Raw genomic sequence first — 18,051 nt, forward strand, 5'->3', positions numbered from 1 at the left:
GGAGCGGGGCAACCGGGTAGCTTGTCCTACCCCTCGAAATGCGTTTCCGCGGGACGTCCGTTCACCGAGGCCACCACGGATTCGGCAACCTCGCGCAGCTTCATGTTCCGGTGGCTGGAGGCCGCACGCAGTACGTCGAACGCCTGCTGCTGGGAGCAGCGGCTCTGTCCCATGATGATGCCGATGGCTATATCGATGGTGGTGCGGGAACGCATGGCGGCCACAAGGTCCTCTGCCCTTGAGGTGGTGTCGGTGATGCGGATGGCCAGCCGTACGGCTGCCGCAGCATGCCGGGCAAAACTCTCAGCCGCCTGCACCGTGGGGTCGGGGAAGGCGTTTTTCCGATCTGCGTACAGGTTCAGGGCGCTGAGGTAGTCGCCGGACAGGGTGATGGGCACGGCAAGGAGGGAGCCCAGGCCGTGACGGGAAACCTCGCTCGTGTAGTCCGGCCAGCGGTTCTCGGCGGCCAAGTCCTTCACAAGGACCGTCTCACCGCTGTGTGCGGCGGTAAGGCAGGGGCCATCGCCGTAGGAGTACTGGATTTCATCCATGCGCGTGGCCTCAGCGCTGCTGCTGGCCACGACACGGGGCCGGGATTTATACAGGAGCGTCACGGCGCAGGAAACGGGACTGTCCGGGCCGGAGAATTCGCGGGCGGCCAGGACAGCTGACCTGTTAAGGAAATCCTGGACGTCCGGGCTCTCCAGCACGAGCTCTATGAGTACGCTGGGCAGCTGGGTGGAATTCGGACTCGCCATGCCGCTGTTCCCTTCCGGGGCCAGCCGCTGCGGGAAAGGACTTCCGGGGCAGGCTGCCGGTCCGGTTGCTTACGACCACAGTACGCAGGGCAGGAACGGGTATCCAGAGACAACAAAAAACCCGGTCTGATCAGTTGTCCTGATCAGACCGGGTCTGAGTGGTGCGCGCGAAGGGATTCGAACCCCCAACCTTCTGATCCGTAGTCAGATGCTCTATCCGTTGAGCTACGCACGCATAAGAACTATTGTATCAAAACCGATTCTCATCGGTTTCTTTCAAGTTCTTCCGTGGCTGTTTGGCCGTAGATAACTATAGCGGGCTTTTGGAGGCAACACCAATCGAGAAGTATGTCGACTGCGTCACTAGACCGGTCTACGTGACGTTGGTCACATTGGAGTAGGCTGGAGGCCCTGATTCTCTTGGATTTGTGGGACCGATCACGAATGCGGCAATAAAGGTGCGATCTTTCCCGGCAAAGCGTTCCGAAAGGCCCAACTAGCATCAAAACACACCACTGACCCAACGAAGGGAAGAGTCATGGGCGATGACGCGCGTCAGCTAGTTCTCGATGAGAACGGCGAGAATGCTGCAAGCCAGCCGCTGGACAGCACTACCGGAGGTACTGCTGCACCCACCACCCACCAGGCCCTCCTTGCGTGGGTAAAAGAAGTAGCCGAGCTGACGCAGCCTGACCGCGTGTACTGGGTCGATGGTTCCGAAGAAGAAAACCAGTCCCTCACGGACGAACTCGTGGATGCCGGCACCCTGGTGCGCCTGAACCCCGAGACCTTCCCGAATTCCTTTGCCGCCTTCTCGGATCCCAAGGACGTGGCCCGGGTCGAAGAGCAGACCTTCATCTGCTCCGAAAAGCGCGAAGACGCCGGCTTCACCAATAACTGGATGGACCCGGGCGAAATGCGTGCCAAGCTCAACGGTCTCTTCGCCGGGTCCATGCGCGGACGCACCATGTACGTGGTGCCCTTCGTTATGGGACACCTGGCTGCCGAAGACCCGAAGTTCGGCGTCGAAATCACCGACAGCGCGTACGTGGTCGCCTCCATGCGGATCATGGCCAACATCGGGACCGACGTGCTGCGCAAGATGGAGGAGCTGGACGCGTTCTTCGTTCCGGCGCTCCACTCCGTTGGTTTCCCGCTGGCCGAGGGCGAAGCCGATGTGCCCTGGCCGTGCAGCGACGAGAAGTGGATTGTGCACTTCCCCGAGGACCGCTCCATCTGGTCCTACGGTTCGGGCTACGGCGGCAACGCCCTGCTGGGTAAGAAGTGCTACGCCCTGCGCATTGCCTCCATCATGGCCCGGGACGAAGGCTGGCTGGCCGAGCACATGCTCATCCTCAAGCTCACCAGCCCGGAGAAGAAGGACTACTTCGTTTCCGCTGCCTTCCCGTCCGCCTGCGGCAAGACCAACCTGGCGCTCCTGGATCCGACCATCGAGGGCTGGAAGGTCGAAACCCTTGGGGACGACATCACCTGGATGCGGTTCGGCAAGGAAGGTGAACTGCGTGCGGTAAACCCGGAGGCCGGTCTCTTCGGCGTCGCTCCCGGCACCGGATGGAGCACCAACCCGAATGCCATGCGTGCCATCGCCAAGGGCAATTCCATCTTCACCAACGTGGCACTGACGGACGACGGCGGTGTCTGGTGGGAGGGCATGACGGATGAGGCGCCCGCGCACCTCATCGACTGGCTCGGGCAGGAATGGACGCCCGACGCCGGCCGCCCGGCAGCACATCCGAACTCGCGCTTCTGCACGCCGATCGACCAGATCGACATGCTGGCGGACGAATACCACTCCCCGAACGGGGTCCCGGTCTCGGCCATCCTGTTCGGCGGGCGCCGCAAGACCACCGTTCCCCTGGTGACGGAGGCCCGCGACTGGGCCAGCGGCATCTTCATGGGCTCCACGCTGTCCTCCGAAACCACCGCCGCAGCCGCCGGACAGGTGGGTGTGGTCCGGCGCGATCCGATGGCCATGCTTCCGTTCATGGGTTACGACGCCGGGGATTACCTGCGGCACTGGATCGAACTCAGCGGCAAGGCCAACCAGGAGAAGCTGCCCAAGATCTTCCTGGTGAACTGGTTCCGGCGCACGGCCGACGGCGGATTCGCCTGGCCGGGCTTCGGCGACAACTCCCGGGTGCTCAAGTGGGTCATTGAACGCCTTGAGGGCAAGGCGGACGCGGTGGAAACCCCCATCGGGTTTGTGCCCACGGGGGATTCCATTGACCTCACCGGCCTGGACATGACCCCGGAGGACGTGGAGCAGGCCGTCCGCGTGGATCCGCAGGAGTGGGCCACCGAGCTGGACGGCATTGACGAGTGGTACCACCGCTTCGGTCCCACCCTGCCCCAGGAGCTGAAGGACCGGCTGGCCGAACTGAAGGACCGCTTCGCCACCGCCTAACCTGCAGATAAAAGGGGAAGCCCCGCCGGAATTCCGGCGGGGCTTCCCTTTTGCAGTGCCAGGGCTGGTTACTCAGCGTCGGCCCAGACGATGGGCTCGCCGCCCTCCCAGATGGGTTCGTTGAACGTCCACTCGCCGTCCTGCTCCGAGTAGGTCTGGATCGCGGAGATGCAGACGCCTTCGGAGTGCTCGGTGACGATGTGGATGGCGTCGGTGTTTTCCTCCGGCAGGTGGATGTCCGAGAAGACGGCAACCGCGCGGTTCTCACCCTTCTGCTCGGTCAGCACCGTGTAAAGGTCATCGATCATCGAGTCTGCATCCAGGTCCTCGTCGCTGTCCTCGGGGGCGACGGCGATCATCCGCAGCTCGCCGTCGTTCTGCACCACGAGCGCGGCCGGCAGGAACGCACCCTGCGCCTCAAGCTGCTCCTGCGTTACGCCGAGGGCGGTACCCAGCAGGGAGTTCAGGTCCTCCTGGACCTCGGCGGAGGGCTCTGATCCGTTCAGTTCTACATCAGCCATTTGTTATTTCCTTACTAGTTTCAATACGTGGTCGCGGACCCGCTCCATGGTGGGCAGATCCTCTGCTTCAGCGTTCAGCCGCAGGAAGGGTTCGGTGTTGGACGCGCGGAGGTTGAACCACCACGCGCCGTCGTCGGAGGTGAACGTCACGCCGTCGAGGGTGTCCACCGTGACGCCGTCGCGCTCGAACTCGGCGCGGACGCGGGCGACGGCGGCCGGGACGTCCTCGACCCGGGAGTTCACCTCGCCGGAGGAGATGTACGGCTCGTATTCGCGGGCCAGATCCGAGAGGCTGCGGGTCTGCTCGCCCAGGGCAGCGAGTACGTGCATCGCCGCGAGCATGCCGGTGTCGGCGTTGTAGAAGTCGCGGAAGTAGTAGTGCGCGGAGTGCTCGCCGCCGAAGACGGCACCTTCGCTGGCCATCACTGCCTTGATGAAGGAGTGGCCCACCCGCGTGCGGACGGCACGGCCGCCGTCGTGCGCCACCAGTTCGGGCACGGCCCGGGAGGTGATCAGGTTGTGGATGATCACGGGCGTCTCTTCGCCGCCGGCCTTGGCCCGGGCGATCTCGCGGCGCGCGACCAGGGCGGTGACGGCGGAGGGGCTGACCGGCTCGCCCTTTTCGTCGATGACGAAGCAGCGGTCGGCGTCGCCGTCGAACGCCAGGCCGATGTCGGCACCGTGTTCGACGACGGCGGCCTGCAGGTCCCGCAGGTTCTCCGGCTCCAGCGGGTTGGCCGGGTGGTTCGGGAAGGACCCGTCCAGTTCAAAGTAGAGGGGAACAATGTCCAGGGGCAGCCTGGGCAGGATGCTGTCGCCGAGCACTGCGGGGGTGGTCATGCCAGCCATGCCGTTGCCCGCATCCACCACTACCTTCAGCGGCCGGATTCCGGACAGGTCCACCAGGTTGCGCAGGTACTTGGAGTAGTCGGCCAGGACGTCCCGGACGGAGATGGAACCCTTGGTTGCCGCCGCCGGAATGACGCCGTCATTCAGGTACTGCTCGGCGAGGGCCTGGATCTCCTTGAGGCCGGTCTCGGAGGAGATGGGCACGGCGCCGGCCTTGGCCATCTTGATCCCGTTGTACTGCGCCGGGTTGTGGCTGGCAGTGAAGGTCACGCCGGCCGCATTCAGCACTCCGCAGGCGTAGTAGAGCTCATCGGTGGAAATCAGGTCCAGCAGGAGCACGTCGGCGCCGCGGGCGGTGGCGCCGCGCGCGAAGTCGCGGATGAACTCGGGAGAGGACGGACGCATGTCACCGCCAACCAGTACCGTCTGTCCGGACAGGCCCTGGACGTCTACAAACGCGGCCCCTACGGCCTCGACGATCTGCGGGGTGATGGTCTCGCCCACGACGCCGCGGACGTCGTAGGCCTTGAAGGACGCGGAGAGGTCGAATGCATTGTTCACGTTGGCCAGTCTATAGGGGCGCCCGCCGCGGCGGTCTTTTGTCCACAGTTCAAATCCGATGCAGGGAACAGTTCCTCAGGTGCTGGGATAGTGGATGGTATGGAAAGCACTGATACGCAAGGCACTGTTTCTGGGACTGTTTCGGAGACTTCTGAAACAACCCGTCCGCTGCACGGCGAGGCGGTGGAGCTGCTGCGGGCCCTGGTGGGCAATGACTCCGCGGAGTTCCACCAGGACCAGTTCGAAGCCATTGAGGCCCTGGTGGCCGGCGGACGGCGCGCCCTGGTGGTCCAGCGCACCGGCTGGGGCAAGTCTGCGGTGTACTTCGTCGCCAGCCTGTTGCTGCGGGCACGGGGGGCAGGTCCCACGCTGATTGTTTCCCCGCTGCTGGCGCTGATGCGGGACCAGGTGGCCGCCGCCGCGCGGGCCGGGGTGCGGGCCGTAGCCATCAACTCCGCCAACCAGCTGGAGTGGCAGGACATTTCCGCAAAGCTCGAGGCCGACGAGGTGGATGTGCTGCTGGTTTCCCCGGAACGGTTGAACAATCCCGGGTTCCGCGAACAGCACCTGCCCGAGCTGATCCGGCGTTCCGGACTGCTGGTGATCGACGAAGCGCACTGCATCTCCGACTGGGGCCACGACTTCCGTCCGGACTACCGCCGCATCCGCCACCTGATCGAGCGGCTGCCCTCCACGGTTCCTGTACTGGCCACCACTGCCACGGCCAACAGCCGCGTGGTGAAGGACATTGAGGAACAGCTGGCCGCCGGCGGCGAAGACGTCTTCACCATCCGCGGCCCGCTGGCCCGCAAATCCCTGCGGCTCGGTGTCCTGCGGCTGCCCAACCCCAAGGCGCGCCTGGCCTGGCTGCTGACGCACCTGGACGACCTGCCAGGCAGCGGCATCATCTACGCCCTGACCGTCTCCGGCGCCGAAGACACCGCCCGGCTGCTCCAGAAGGCCGGACATCCGGTTCTCGCCTACACCGGGCGCACCGACCCCGCGGACCGGGAAGAGGCCGAAGCCGCCCTGAAGGAGAACCGGGTCAAGGCGCTGGTGGCCACCAGCGCACTGGGCATGGGCTTCGACAAACCTGATCTGGGCTTCGTGATCCACCTGGGTGCGCCGTCTTCACCGGTGGCCTACTACCAGCAGGTGGGACGTGCCGGCCGCGGCACCCCGAACGCAGATGTGCTGCTGCTGCCGGGCGCGGAGGACCGTGACATCTGGCAGTACTTTGCCACGTCCTCCATGCCGGAGGAAGGACCGGCCACCGCGGTGCTCGCCGAGCTGGCTTCCGGCGAAGTCCTGTCCGTCGGTGTCCTGGAGACCCGGGTCAACCTGAAGCGCTCGCCGCTGGAACTGCTGTTGAAGGTCCTGTCCGTGGACGGCGCCGTCGAGAAGGTGTCCGGCGGCTGGCGGGGCACCGGGCAACCGTGGCATTACGACCGGGAACGCTATGAACGGATTGCCGCTGCCCGGGTGAAGGAACAGCAGGCCATGCTCGATTACGAGAGCACAACCGGCTGCCGCATGCAGTTCCTGTCCCAGCAGCTCGACGATCCGGCGGCCGCACCCTGCGGGCGCTGCGACAACTGTGCCGGCCGCTGGTTCGGCGACGACGTCGCGGCCGAGGCCACCGACAACGCGGCGCAGGCGCTGGACAAGGTTGGCGTGGAGGTGGATCCGCGTGGAATGTATCCCTCGGGCATGGACCGGCTGGGTGTGCCGGTCAAGGGCAAGATCAAGCCGGACCGGACCGTTGCCGACGGGCGTGCCCTGGCCCGGCTGACCGATCTGGGCTGGGGCGGACGGCTGCGTGAAATCTTTGCTCCGGGCGCTCAAGACCTGCCCGTGGACCCGGCGCTGCTTCAAGGTTGCGTACAGGTCCTGGCCCAGTGGGGCTGGGCCGAACGCCCGGTCGCCATTGTCTCCATTCCGTCCCGGTCCCGGCCCCAGCTGGTGGATTCGCTGGCTCGCGGCCTCTCGGAACTGGGCCGGATTCCCTATCTGGGGGCGCTGCAGCTGCCGCACGGCGGTCCCACGGGCGGCCCCGGCGGCAACAGTGCCTTCCGGCTGGCCTCCGTCTGGGACCAGTTTGCGGTTCCCCCGGAAGGGGCTGCCTGGTTCGCCGCGAACCCCGGACCGGTGCTGCTGGTGGATGATTTCGCCGACAGCCGCTGGACGCTCACGGAAGCCGGGCGGGTGCTGCGGGAAGCCGGTGCCCAGGCGGTGCTGCCGTTCGTGCTCGCGCTGAAGGCCTAGCGCCGCCCTGGGAGGCGCCAGCGGCGGGACGGCTGAGCCCGTCCCGCCGCTGTTTCCCGCCGGTTATTTGCCAACGAATTCCAGCAGCGCCTTGTTGACCTCGCCAGCGTGCGTCCACAGTAGGCCGTGCGGCGCGCCGTCGATCTCCACGTAGTCCGCTGCGGGGACCAACTTCCGGAAGCGGCGGGCGGTGGCGTCGATCGGCAGGATGTTGTCCGCCGTGCCGTGCAGGATCATCACGGGCTTGCCGCTTTCGCGGACCGCGTCGACGTCGGCCCTGAAGTCTTCAATCCACGTGGGCACCACGGCGTAGGCGGCGACCGGCGCGCTGGAGATGGCCACGTTCCAGCTGGCGGTGACGGCCTCCTGGCTGATGCGGCTGCCCAGGTTCTCCTCCAGGTTGTAGAAATTGGAGTAGAAGCTGGTGAACCAGGCGTACCGGTCGTCGCGGGCGGCTGCTTCGATGCCGTCGAACACCTCCTGCGGCACGCCGTCGGGGTTGTCGTCCCGTGCCACCAGGTAGGGCTCGAGTGAGGCGAGGAACGCGAGCTTGGCAATGCGCTCATGGCCGTGCCGGCTGACGTAGCGGGCAAGTTCCCCGGTGCCCATGGAGAAACCGACCAGGATGACGTCCTGGAGGTCGAGCGTCTCCAGCACCGTGTTCAGATCCGCCGCGAAGGTGTCGTAGTCGTAGCCGGAACCGACCTTGCTGGACTGTCCGAAGCCACGCCGGTCATAGGTGATGACGCGGTGGCCTGCAGCGAGCAGCTCGCGGGTCTGGCGCTCCCAGCTGTGGCCGTCCAGGGGATACCCGTGGATCAGCACTACCGGCCGGCCGGTTCCCTGGTCTTCGTAGTAGAGGTGAATGGCAGTGCTGTTCTCGGTGCCAACTTCGATGTAGCCCATCAGGAGTTCCCCTCTCGGATCGGGCGGGAACGGCCGTTCCCGCTGCGAGGAAGATGCTAAGAGAAGGACCGCCATTCGGTAAGCGTGCGGCCCGTGGAACTCTGGACGGCGGTGAAGCCCGTGGCGCCGAAGGCTGCGCCCAGCAGCCGGAGTGGAAATCGAGTCTGCAATACTTGCAGCTTTCGGGCGGAATAACGGTAAATGCTGCAGACTCGATCCCGGGAGGCGGCAAGTGCTGCCGGGAGGGGAAGCGCATGTCTCAGGATGACTCGCCAGCGGCGGGCACTGAACGGAAAGCGGACCGCAACGCGACACGGTGGTTGGCGGCTGCGGCAGGTGCCGGAGCAGTGCTGGGCGCGGCCTGGCACCTCGCCGGCGCCGGCAACCTGCCTTTCCTTCCGCAGAACTGGTTCGGCTCCCTGCTTGTCGGTTTCGGCTCCGGGATCCTGGCCGCGGCGCAACTCATAGTTGTCTGGCTGCTCACCGCGCGGCATGAGGATCGGCGGGGCATCCGGCAGCAGCGGGGAGCCCTGGCAGCGCTCGCAGGACTTGCAGTGTTCAGCGTTCCCTTCACCCCGGATCTGGTCTTCAGTCCGGTTCTGGGCCTGGCAGTGCTGCTGCTTGCGGTGCGGACCCGGGACCTGAGGACCGCGGCGATGGGCCTCACGGCATTCTCCGCAGCAATCGTGCTCGCGGTGTTTCCTGACCTGCCCGGGGCGCCGGTGATGCTGGGGCTGGTGGCCGTTGCCGCCCTCTCGGTCGCGGCGCGGCCGGGCAGTCGAACCCTGCCGTCCGGAATCCCTACTGGCCGCGGTAAACCGGCGGACGCCGTTCAGCGAAGGCAGCGGTAGCCTCGCCGAAATCGTGGCTGGCCAGGAACGCCGAGTTCCAGACCTGCACATAGTCCAGCCCGTCCTGGACCTGCCCCTGCGTCCGCCGGTTCAGAACCTGCTTGACGCCCTGCACCACCAGCGGGGGATTCGCGGCTATCTGGACCGCCAGCTCTCGTCCGCGTGCGACGACGTCGTCCGCCAGTTCCGTGACCAGGCCGAGGGACGCGGCGCGGGCGGCGTCAAAATCCTCTCCGGTCAGGGCCAGCTGACGGGTGGCGCCTTCACCGATGATGGCAGGCAGCCGCTGCAGCGAGCCGAGGTCCGCCACGATGGCTACCCGAACCTCACGGACGCTGAAGCGCGCGGTGCGGGAGGAAATGCGGATGTCCGCTGCGGCAATAACGTCTATGGCTCCGCCGATGCACCAGCCGTCTACCGCTGCAATCACCGGCTTCGTGCAGCGGGCCAGTGACGTGACGGCGTCCTGGAGGTCCTTGATCTGCCCGCGGAAGCCCTCGCGCAGCTTGGCATCCATACCGCCGGCCGCGAGCAGCGGGGCAAACACGGGAGCCATGGCGGGCAGGTCCAGGCCGTAGCTGAAATTCCCGCCGGAGCCGTAGAGCAGGACGGACCGGACGGCGTCGTCGGTGCTGAGCGCGTCAAACACCGCGGGCAGCTCGGCCCAGAAATCCGGGCCCATGGCGTTGCCTTTGGAGGGGCCAATCAGCTGCACTTCGGCCACGCCGTCATGAATTTCGACACTCAGGGATTTCAGGGAAGGCAGTGAAGTGGCGCTGGACGTCATGGCATCTCCGTTGATTTGGGCGTCATTGTGCTGGACGTCAATATACCGGTCGTTTTAAGGCCCGAAGAAAGCAAAGCTAGGATCAAGGTATGGAGCTTGCGGTTATCATTCTCTTCGTCCTATCCATCGCTGTTTTGAGCGCGCTCTGGGGCAGGTTTGAGAAGCGCCGTGCCGCCAACCCCAAGCCGGAGGCAGGCGCTTCCAGCGGTGCCGACGGTTCGGGCGGTGCGCGGCCGGCACGGCCTGCACGTCCCCGTCCCGCGCCGGCGGCAACCGGCACGTCGCCGCAGGCCGCCAGGGACGCTGCCGCGCTGCTGAGCGCAGATCAGCACCGGCAGATATATGCCGCCCTCGGACAGGGCCAGCCGGTAAAGGCGCTGAAGCTCTACGCGATGTTCACCGGCGCCGGCATCCGGGCCTCGGGGGCTGCCATCACGAACATGGCGGCGCACCCGCAGCCGTATGTACGGCCCATTCCGGATCCCGGGTCCGCGGCTAAGCCGGACACTGCTAAGCCGGACGCGGCTAAGCCGGACACTGCCAAGCCGGACGCGGCCAAGCCCGCAGCAGGCGCAGAATCAGAAGCGGTCCGGGAAGAAGAGATCAGCAAGTGGGCCCAGCAGCTGCGGCCCGAGGACTTCCTGAAGCCGTAGGGGCACCTTAAGGGAGGGCAAAGGCCGGGCCGGCGCGGCCCGGCCTTTACTTTGCCCCGGGTCCCGCCGGGACACCGGGTGCAGCAGGTGTTACCGCCCGGCCCGGCCGCCCTCAAGCAGACGCTCCCGCTGGTTCCGGCCGTCCGGGCCGTACGGGTAGTTGCCGACCTGCGGGACGCTCAGCTCCGTCAGGCGCTGCTTTTCCTCGTCGGTCAGCACCAGGAACGCCGCTCCCAGATTGTCCGCGAGCTGGTCCGTGGTGCGCGCGCCGAGAATTACCGAGGTCACTCCGGGACGGTCCGCCAGCCAGGCCAGCGCCACCTGTGCCGGCGTGGCGGAGTGCGCGGCAGCCACGGTCCGCAGTTCGTCGAGGATCCGCCAGGTCCGCTCGTTGTGGCTGCGCAGGTCCCACCCCTGGAACTGCCGCGTGGGGTTGTCGCCCACGCGCGTGTTTCCGGCGGGAACTGTCTCGCGGTCATACTTGCCGGTGAGCCAGCCCCCGGCGAGCGGTGACCAGGGCAGCAACCCCAGTCCGGCGTCGAGCGCTGCGGGAACAATCTCGGATTCGATCTCCCGTTCAAGCAGGTTGTACTGCGGCTGGAGCGTGACCGGCAAAGCCCAGCCGTGTTCCCGGGCCACGTAGACGGCCTTGGTCAGTTGCCAGCCGGTGAAGTTGGAAAGCCCGTAATAGCTGATCTTCCCCGCGGTAATCGCGTCATTGAGGAAGCCCAGGCTCTCCTCAAGCGGCGTGCACGGATCCCAGGCATGCAGTTGGTACAGGTCCACGTGGTCCACGCCCAGCCGCATCAGGGAGTCGTCCAGCGCGCGGCGCAGGTGCCGGCGGGAGGTGCCCAGGTCGTTCGCCCCGCCGCCCATCGGGAAGCGCCCCTTGGTGGCCAGGACGACGTCGGCCGCTTCCGTGGGATGGGTGTGCAGCCAGCGGCCGATGATTTCTTCGGACGCACCGGTTGTGTAAACATCCGCAGTGTCCACGAAGTTTCCGCCGGCACGCACGTAATCGTTGAGGATGGCGTGCGAGGCCCGGTCGTCGGATTCGTTGCCGAAGGTCATGGTGCCCAGCGCATAGTTGCTGACCGACGTTCCGCTGTTGCCGAGCAGTCGCATTTCCATGGATGTTTCCTTCACGCTAGGGAAGCTGGTGAACCGGCTGCCAGCTTATCCGCCGTGGGGCCTGAAAGCTCCCGGTCTGAAAGCAGGGCGGCGAACAACAGGGAATCCCGCCGCTTCCCGCCCACCAGCCGGTGCTCCCGGAGTCGGCCTTCGAAGGTGAAGCCGTTCTTTTCCAGCACCCGGACCGAACCCGCGTTCCCGGGATGGCAGGTGGCCTCCACACGCACCAGCCCCATCGGACCGAAGGCATGGCCGAGCAGGAGCGCTGCGGCCTCGGTGGCAAGGCCCAATCCCCAAACACCGCGGGCAAGGGTGTAGCCCAGTTCCCCGTTGCGGTCGGATGCGCTGGTGGTCCACACAGCCGCCGTCCCCACTAGACGGTCCTGGAACAGCACAGCCAGAGTGAACCCGGTCCTCGCCGGGGAAGCAGGTTCGGCGGCGGCGTCCGCGACGAAGGACCGTGTATCGGACAAGGTGTTGGGCCCCCACGTGGACCACTGCGTGACCACCGGATCGGAGGCAAACGCGTGCACGGCGTCGACGTCGTCGGCCCGGAAATCCCGCAGCGTCACCCGCGGTCCGTGAAGCAGGATGCCGTCCCGTGCCATAGCTGCGTGCCCTTCTGAAGCGATTCGGTGGTGAATCTAGGGTAGACGCAAAAAAACCCCCGGTTTCCCGGGGGTTTCAGCGCGGAGACGGGGGGATTTGAACCCCCGGTGGGCTTTAGGCCCACACTTCATTAGCAGTGAAGCCCATTCGGCCGCTCTGGCACGTCTCCAACATGCTTATCTCAACATGACTTGCAGCTTCCGCTGCCAGCCTGACAAGACTACCGGCAACTTGCCGATTAGGGCAAAACGCCTCAGCCCAGTCTTCCGGTGAGCGCTTCCCAGAGGAATTCGTAGGACATGGCGTGCATCCGGGCCGACTGCCGATTATCCGCCGCACCGGCGTGCCCGCCCTCCAGCGCTTCATGGAACCAGACCTTGTCCGCACCCATGGCCTTCATCCGGGCAGCCATTTTGCGGGCCTGCACCGGCCCTACCCGGTCATCGCTGGTGGCCGTCCAGATCAGCGTGGGCGGATAAGAGACATCTTCCTTGATCAGGTGGTAGGGGGAGAACGTCTGAACGAACTCCCACTGGGCCGGATCGTCCGGATCACCGTATTCGGCAATCCAGGAATAACCGGCGGAAAGCTTCGTGTAGCGGCGCATGTCCAGCAGCGGCACCCCGCAGGAAACAGCACCGAACAGGTGCGGATAGGTGGTGAGCATGTTACCCACCAGCAGTCCGCCGTTGCTGCGCCCGGTGCAGCCCAGATGCTCCCGGGACGTGACACCGCGGGCCACCAGGTCCTCAGCCACGGCGGCGAAGTCCTCATAGGCCCGGTGCCGGTTTTCCTGCAGAGCGGCGCGGTGCCATTCGGGTCCGTATTCCCCGCCGCCGCGGATGTTGGCCAGCACGTAGACGCCGTGCCGTTCGACGCCGTCGGCATCCGTGGTGCGCCGCTCCAGCCAGCCGCGGCCCACCACCCCGCTGTACGCAGGGGTCAGGGAGGCTTCGAATCCGCCGTACCCGTTGAGCAGGGTGGGGTTGCCGCCGTCGAGCACCAGATCCTCCGGGCCCACCTGGAAATAGGGCACCTTGGTGCCGTCCGCGGACACGGCGAAGTGCTGTTCGACCGTCAGTCCCGCCGCGTCGAACATGGTGGGTGAGGTCTTGACCGCCTCGGCCCGGCGGCCGTCCCGGGAACCGGGACCGGCGAGGGTGCCGCGGGACAGCGTGGACGGCGTGAGGAACCCGGTGCTGATCAGCCAGTAGTCGTTGCCGGCGGCCTCATCCTCGTCATCCACGGCGTACGCGTCCACCGAGTGCAGCGGCGGGCAGGCGTCCAGGATGTCCGCCCGCCAGCCGTCTTCGGGGGTGAGGACCAGGATTTCGGAGCTGACATCGCGCAGCAGGTTCAGCAGCAGCCGGTCCCGGGTCCAGCTCCAGGACTGCAGCGACGTGGACGCATCCGGGGTGAAGAGCCGGTGGACGCTCCGGTTTCCGGCAGTGAAATCTTCCAGCGACGCGGCCAGCAGGGAACCGGCGGGGTGGATGACGCCGTCGAGCTCCCAATCGGTACGCGGACGCAGCAGCAGCCACTGGCGGTGCACATCCACGTTCACGTCCAGCGGGACATCGAGCTGTACCCAGTCGCTGCCCTCCCGCAGGAAGGTGCGCGTGTTGTAGAAGTCGATGATGTCCACGGCCAGGTCCCGTTCGAAGCCGGGCGTCTGGTCCCGCTGCACTACGGCCATCATGTGGTCTTCAGGAATCTCGAAGAAGGGTTCGGCGTCCAACAGTGCCTGCCCGCGTCGCAGAATGCGGCTGGTGCGCGGATAGGAGGAGGTGGTCATGGAACCCGGCCCGAAGTCCGTCCCCACGTACAGGCTGTCCTCGTCGGCCCAGCTGATCCGGCTCTTCGCCGCGGGAATGTCGAACCCGCCGGACACGAAGGCGCGGTCGACGACGTCGAACTCCCGGTAGCGGGCCGCGTCGCCGCCGTCGGGGGAGAGGGCCACCAGTGCACGGCGGTAGGAGACGCCGTCGGCGGGGCGCAGGAACATGGACCCGCCCCAGACCCATTCGGTCCCTTCGGCGGCGGTGAGTGCGTCCAGGTCCAGCAGCACCTCCCACTCGGTGTCCGCGGACGTGTAGCTCTCCCACGTGGTGCGGCGCCACAGGCCTTTGGGATGCTCCGCGTCGCGCCAGAAGTTGTAATAGTGCTCCCCGCGCTTGGCGACCATGGGGATGCGGTCCGTGGAATCCAGGACCTCGAGCAGGCGTTCCTCCGTCTGCTGGAATCCGGTGCGCGAGAGCAGGTTTTCGGTCACGGTGTTCTCCGAGCGGACCCAGTCCAGCTGCTTCTCTCCGTAGATGTCCTCCAGCCAGAGGAACTCGTCGGTAGGGGCTGACTCGGCGGCGTCGAGGTTGGGGGATGTCATGCGCCCATCCTAGCCACCGCCGCTTTCCGGGTGTGCCCGGCGGGCTGTCCACGCCTGCCCGAACCCGGGCCGCTCCGGCTCCGGATATTCTAGATGGATGGATCACACGCAGAGTTTCCGGGTAGCTGTCATTGGCGCAGGACCCCGCGGCCTCTCCGTAGTGGACCGGCTGCTGACCAATCGGCGTGCTTCCGCGCATCGCCGGCCCCTGCGCATTGAACTGATTGACCCGTTTCGTCCGGGTCCGGGGCACGTCTGGCGGACCAACCAGTCGCGGCTGTTCCTAATGAACACCCCGGCACTGTTTCCCACCGTGGTCCCGGCAGGGGATACGGTCCGTGACCTGCTGCCCTCGCCTGCAGGACTCTCCTTCAACCAGTGGCGCGAGCTCATGGGCGCCGGTACCAGTGCGGCGGACAGTCTCTCCGCCGGAGACCGACAGGAGCTGGCGGCGCTTGGTCCCGCGGATTTCCCCAGCCGTCCGTTGTACGGGCGGTATCTGGAGTGGACTTACGACCAGCTGCGGAAAACGGCCGCCGACGACGGCGTGGAGCTCGTACACCGCCGCACCGAAGCGCTGGGCATCTCCCGCGAAGCGGCCGGCCGGCTGATCGTCGAGCTGGAAGGACAGCAGGTTCTGGCGACCGACGCCGTAGTGCTGGCCCTGGGGCACCTGCCCGCACTGCTTTCCCCGGAACAGGCACGGCTGCAGGACGCCGCCCAACGCCACGGCCTGACCTACCTTCCGCCTGCCGTGCCGGCCGACGTCGACTTCTCCCGCCTGCCCGCCGGGGAACCGGTGCTGGTGCGCGGACTGGGCCTGAATTTCTTTGACGTGATGGCTGCCGCCACCATCGGCCGCGGCGGGCGGTATGTGTCCACCGGGCAGCCTGCCGGCCGCGCCCTGCGCTACGAACCCTCGGGCCGGGAACCGCAGCTGATCGCCGCTTCACGCCGCGGCACGCCCTACCGGGCCAAGGCGAAACTGGACTCCTACGTTCCCCGCGGAGTCCACCTCCGCTGGCTGACCCGCGACAGGGCGCTCGCCTTGCGGGCCGACGGACTGTTGCCCGGTTTCGACCACGATCTCTGGCCCTTGCTGCACCGTGACGCCGTCTGGGCGTATTACAGCACGCTCGCCCGGGTGGCCCCCGCCGAGCTGAACGGCACCGCAGCCGAGTTCCAGGACCAGCTGGAAGCGGCACTGAACCTTCCGGGACTGGAGTGGGACGCCGCGAAGGAAGCGGTGCTGGATACCTACGTTCCGTCCAACCGCCGCACCAATCTTGAAGCCCTGGCGCAGCCGCTGGGCCGCCGGCCGTTCAGCGGGGCCGAGGATGCGGACAATGCCGTCCTGGCCTACCTGGAGGATGACGCCGCCGGATCCGCCGCCGGGGAAGACGACCCGCTGAAGATGGCAATCGGAGCCCTGAACGCCGGACGCAGCCTGCTGAAAGCGGTGGTGGCCGACGGCGGCCTGGCCGAAGCGTCCTGGCTCAGCGAACTGCGGGGCTGGTTCGAACCGCTCGTCGAAGGCCTGGCGAGCGGTCCGCCGCCGGAACGGATCGAACAGCTGGCCGCACTGGTCCGCGCCGGCCTGGTGCACTTTGTCGGCCCCGATCCCCGTTTCGACGTGGACGAGGCCCGCGGCGTGTTCACGGCCTCCTCGCCGTGGGTGGGCACCGAGTATGCCGCCTCCACCCTGATGGAGGCCATGATGCCGCCCAACCGGGTGGACCGCAGTGTCTCGCCGTTGCTGGCAGGACTGATCCGCGACGGGCTGGCCCGGCCGAAGGTCATGATGTCCGCCGACGGCACCCCCGTGCTGACTCCCGGGCTGGACGTTACCTTGCCGCCGTATCGGGCGGTGGGCGTCAGCGGCGAACCGGTGGAGAACCTGTTTGTGCTGGGGCTGCAGTTGTCCTCGGTCCAGTGGGGAACGGCGATTGCCGCCGAGGCCGGCGCTCCGGCAGCGGAAGGCTCGCGGACGCTGCAGGACGCCGACGCGATTGCCGCTGCGGTGCTGTCCGCTGCCGCGTCCACGGCGGGTTCGGACTCGCGGGCCACGGCCCCGGAACCGTCCGCCGGCCAGGACCAATCTGTCGTGCTGGGCTGAACCCGGCTTTCCAAGCCTGCACGTCGCACAGTAACAGCGGCGGTGAGCGGCACCGGAGCGGCGCGCCCAGCGCTCAGCGGCGGGTGAACCTGGCCCCTGAGGGTGTGCCGCGCCGATAAAATCGGCACCAGCGGGGCTGAGCCACTCCATTTCGTGCTCCTATCCGGCACGGCAGCCGCCTCGCGAATCAACCCGAGAGGACGCGTTGTGATGAAAGCTTGGCAGTACATGGGGGACCGCAAACCGATCCAGCTGAACGAAGTCCCGGAACCGGAACCCGGTCCCACACAGGTCATCATTGACGTCAAGGCAGCAGGCCTGTGCCACTCGGACGTGATGTACATGGAGGTCGGCGACGCGGTCATGCCGTTCCTGCCGATGACGCAGGGGCATGAAAACGCCGGCGTGATCACGGCGCTGGGATCCGAGGTGACCGGCTTCAAGGTTGGGGACGTCGTCGGCGTATGCTCCTCCGGAGTCCAGCCGCCTACCGGCATGTTCACTCCCGGCGGCTTCGCGGACAAGCTCGCTGCGGACTACCGCGACCTGGCCCGCGTTCCCGAGGGCCTCGATATTTCCCTCGCTGCCCTCGCCACGGATGCCGGCATGACCTCCTACCACGCCATGATCAAGGTCGGGAAGGCAGCCAAGGGCATGAAGGTCGGCGTGATCGGCTTCGGCGGCCTGGGGCAGATCGGCGCCCGCGCCGCCGTCCTGGCCGGTGCCGAGGTTCACGTGGCTGAGATGAAGGAAGAAGCCTGGGCCAATGCCAAGGAGGCCGGCGTGGCTTCCTGTGTCAAGGATGCCGCGGAATGGGTCACCGACCCACGGCGTGGCGGCGACTTCGACCTCATCGTTGACTACGCAGGTTTCGACACCACCCAGAAGGCCGTGAACGCTGTTCGGCGTGGCGGCAAGGTGGTTCAGGTAGGCCTCGGCAAGCCCACCTTCACGGTGGCGACCAACACCATCCTCGGCAAGTCCATTGAGGGATCCCTTGGCGGCACCGTGGCCGACATCGAGGAAGTCTTCGACCTGATGCTCCGCGGCGAGATCACCCCGGGCTACGAGGAAATCAGCTTCGACCAGGTCGGTGACGGGCTTGAGCGGCTCAAGAACAACCAGGTGCTGGGGCGCTTGGTGGCCCGCTTCGGCGAATAGCTGTTGACGACGGCGGGGGGGGCCCCCCGGGCCGGGGGCCCCCCCCCCCGGGCGTGCCGAGCCCGTGTAGTTGAG

General features: G+C 66.7%; 14 protein-coding genes and 2 tRNA genes. 6 read left to right on the forward strand and 10 right to left on the reverse strand.

What is annotated here, in order from left to right:
- Window positions 1-26: 26 nt before the first annotated feature.
- Together NNX38_RS15300 and NNX38_RS15305 are read right to left on the reverse strand one after the other, a co-directional pair.
- Window positions 27-758 (reverse strand): GAF and ANTAR domain-containing protein, encoded by a 732-nt coding sequence (locus tag NNX38_RS15300; RefSeq protein WP_255798806.1) that lies wholly within the window; start codon window positions 756-758, stop codon window positions 27-29.
- A gap of 159 nt (window positions 759-917) precedes the next feature.
- Window positions 918-993: transfer RNA gene (locus tag NNX38_RS15305), tRNA-Arg, on the reverse strand.
- Window positions 994-1,296: 303 nt separating this feature from the next.
- Between NNX38_RS15305 and NNX38_RS15310 the strand changes: the two genes are divergently transcribed.
- A complete protein-coding gene (locus NNX38_RS15310; RefSeq protein ID WP_255798807.1) occupies window positions 1,297-3,183 on the forward strand; it encodes a phosphoenolpyruvate carboxykinase (GTP) in 1,887 nt (628 codons plus the stop codon).
- A gap of 68 nt (window positions 3,184-3,251) precedes the next feature.
- Here the strand turns inward: NNX38_RS15310 and NNX38_RS15315 are convergent, their stop codons facing one another.
- Both NNX38_RS15315 and NNX38_RS15320 read right to left on the reverse strand, forming a co-directional pair.
- The gene (locus NNX38_RS15315; RefSeq protein WP_229952962.1) at window positions 3,252-3,704 is read right to left on the reverse strand and encodes a hypothetical protein; all 453 of its coding nucleotides are present in this window, start codon (window positions 3,702-3,704) and stop codon (window positions 3,252-3,254) included.
- Window positions 3,705-3,707: 3 nt separating this feature from the next.
- Window positions 3,708-5,114 (reverse strand): phosphomannomutase/phosphoglucomutase, encoded by a 1,407-nt coding sequence (locus NNX38_RS15320; RefSeq protein ID WP_255798808.1) that lies wholly within the window; start codon window positions 5,112-5,114, stop codon window positions 3,708-3,710.
- A gap of 99 nt (window positions 5,115-5,213) precedes the next feature.
- Between NNX38_RS15320 and NNX38_RS15325 the strand changes: the two genes are divergently transcribed.
- The gene (locus NNX38_RS15325; protein ID WP_255798809.1) at window positions 5,214-7,379 is read left to right on the forward strand and encodes a RecQ family ATP-dependent DNA helicase; all 2,166 of its coding nucleotides are present in this window, start codon (window positions 5,214-5,216) and stop codon (window positions 7,377-7,379) included.
- Window positions 7,380-7,442: 63 nt separating this feature from the next.
- Here the strand turns inward: NNX38_RS15325 and NNX38_RS15330 are convergent, their stop codons facing one another.
- Window positions 7,443-8,285 (reverse strand): alpha/beta fold hydrolase, encoded by an 843-nt coding sequence (locus NNX38_RS15330; RefSeq protein WP_255798810.1) that lies wholly within the window; start codon window positions 8,283-8,285, stop codon window positions 7,443-7,445.
- Between the two features lie 254 nt (window positions 8,286-8,539).
- Between NNX38_RS15330 and NNX38_RS15335 the strand changes: the two genes are divergently transcribed.
- Window positions 8,540-9,136, forward strand: coding sequence for a hypothetical protein (locus NNX38_RS15335; protein WP_255798811.1), 597 nt, complete (start codon window positions 8,540-8,542; stop codon window positions 9,134-9,136).
- On the opposite strand, the gene NNX38_RS15340 is transcribed toward NNX38_RS15335, so the two are convergent.
- Window positions 9,087-9,923 carry a crotonase/enoyl-CoA hydratase family protein gene (locus tag NNX38_RS15340; protein WP_255798812.1) on the reverse strand — a complete coding sequence of 279 codons (837 nt, stop codon included), beginning with the start codon at window positions 9,921-9,923 and terminating at the stop codon, window positions 9,087-9,089. The genes NNX38_RS15335 and NNX38_RS15340 overlap by 50 nt on opposite strands.
- An 89-nt stretch (window positions 9,924-10,012) precedes the next feature.
- On the opposite strand from NNX38_RS15340, the gene NNX38_RS15345 reads away from it, so the two are divergent.
- Complete coding sequence (locus tag NNX38_RS15345; RefSeq protein WP_255798824.1) at window positions 10,013-10,576, forward strand: hypothetical protein; 564 nt, start codon at window positions 10,013-10,015, stop codon at window positions 10,574-10,576.
- Window positions 10,577-10,666: 90 nt separating this feature from the next.
- On the opposite strand, the gene NNX38_RS15350 is transcribed toward NNX38_RS15345, so the two are convergent.
- The 4 genes from NNX38_RS15350 to NNX38_RS15365 form a co-directional block, all read right to left on the reverse strand.
- The gene (locus NNX38_RS15350; protein WP_255798813.1) at window positions 10,667-11,707 is read right to left on the reverse strand and encodes an aldo/keto reductase; all 1,041 of its coding nucleotides are present in this window, start codon (window positions 11,705-11,707) and stop codon (window positions 10,667-10,669) included.
- 11 nt (window positions 11,708-11,718) lie between these two features.
- On the reverse strand, window positions 11,719-12,315 hold the full coding sequence (locus NNX38_RS15355) for a GNAT family N-acetyltransferase (RefSeq protein WP_255798814.1): 597 nt from the start codon (window positions 12,313-12,315) through the stop codon (window positions 11,719-11,721).
- 82 nt (window positions 12,316-12,397) lie between these two features.
- Window positions 12,398-12,485 (reverse strand) — tRNA-Ser (locus NNX38_RS15360).
- A gap of 84 nt (window positions 12,486-12,569) precedes the next feature.
- Window positions 12,570-14,699: a prolyl oligopeptidase family protein gene (locus tag NNX38_RS15365; protein WP_255798815.1), complete on the reverse strand. Its 2,130-nt coding sequence runs from the start codon at window positions 14,697-14,699 to the stop codon at window positions 12,570-12,572.
- A 97-nt stretch (window positions 14,700-14,796) separates the two neighbouring features.
- Here NNX38_RS15365 and NNX38_RS15370 point away from each other — a divergent pair, with 97 nt between their 5' ends.
- Together NNX38_RS15370 and NNX38_RS15375 are read left to right on the forward strand one after the other, a co-directional pair.
- The gene (locus NNX38_RS15370) at window positions 14,797-16,815 is read left to right on the forward strand and encodes an FAD/NAD(P)-binding domain-containing protein (protein ID WP_255798816.1); all 2,019 of its coding nucleotides are present in this window, start codon (window positions 14,797-14,799) and stop codon (window positions 16,813-16,815) included.
- Window positions 16,816-17,025: 210 nt separating this feature from the next.
- Window positions 17,026-17,976, forward strand: a complete 951-nt coding sequence (locus tag NNX38_RS15375; RefSeq protein WP_255798823.1) for a zinc-binding dehydrogenase — start codon at window positions 17,026-17,028, stop codon at window positions 17,974-17,976.
- Window positions 17,977-18,051: the final 75 nt, after the last annotated feature.

The organism is Arthrobacter sp. zg-Y238 (assembly GCF_024385525.1).
Taxonomy (GTDB): Bacteria; Actinomycetota; Actinomycetes; order Actinomycetales; family Micrococcaceae; genus Arthrobacter_B; species Arthrobacter_B jinronghuae.

What these genes read in the sequence shown, in the direction of transcription:
- NNX38_RS15300 (WP_255798806.1), bottom strand. Translation starts at nt 758, where the DNA reads ATGGCGAGTCCGAATTCCACCCAGCTGCCCAGCGTACTCATAGAGCTC.
- NNX38_RS15310 (WP_255798807.1), top strand. Translation starts at nt 1,297, where the DNA reads ATGGGCGATGACGCGCGTCAGCTAGTTCTCGATGAGAACGGCGAGAAT.
- NNX38_RS15315 (WP_229952962.1), bottom strand. Translation starts at nt 3,704, where the DNA reads ATGGCTGATGTAGAACTGAACGGATCAGAGCCCTCCGCCGAGGTCCAG.
- NNX38_RS15325 (WP_255798809.1), top strand. Translation starts at nt 5,214, where the DNA reads ATGGAAAGCACTGATACGCAAGGCACTGTTTCTGGGACTGTTTCGGAG.
- NNX38_RS15330 (WP_255798810.1), bottom strand. Translation starts at nt 8,285, where the DNA reads ATGGGCTACATCGAAGTTGGCACCGAGAACAGCACTGCCATTCACCTC.
- NNX38_RS15335 (WP_255798811.1), top strand. Translation starts at nt 8,540, where the DNA reads ATGTCTCAGGATGACTCGCCAGCGGCGGGCACTGAACGGAAAGCGGAC.
- NNX38_RS15340 (WP_255798812.1), bottom strand. Translation starts at nt 9,923, where the DNA reads ATGACGTCCAGCGCCACTTCACTGCCTTCCCTGAAATCCCTGAGTGTC.
- NNX38_RS15345 (WP_255798824.1), top strand. Translation starts at nt 10,013, where the DNA reads ATGGAGCTTGCGGTTATCATTCTCTTCGTCCTATCCATCGCTGTTTTG.
- NNX38_RS15350 (WP_255798813.1), bottom strand. Translation starts at nt 11,707, where the DNA reads ATGGAAATGCGACTGCTCGGCAACAGCGGAACGTCGGTCAGCAACTAT.
- NNX38_RS15355 (WP_255798814.1), bottom strand. Translation starts at nt 12,315, where the DNA reads ATGGCACGGGACGGCATCCTGCTTCACGGACCGCGGGTGACGCTGCGG.
- NNX38_RS15365 (WP_255798815.1), bottom strand. Translation starts at nt 14,699, where the DNA reads ATGACATCCCCCAACCTCGACGCCGCCGAGTCAGCCCCTACCGACGAG.
- NNX38_RS15370 (WP_255798816.1), top strand. Translation starts at nt 14,797, where the DNA reads ATGGATCACACGCAGAGTTTCCGGGTAGCTGTCATTGGCGCAGGACCC.
- NNX38_RS15375 (WP_255798823.1), top strand. Translation starts at nt 17,026, where the DNA reads ATGAAAGCTTGGCAGTACATGGGGGACCGCAAACCGATCCAGCTGAAC.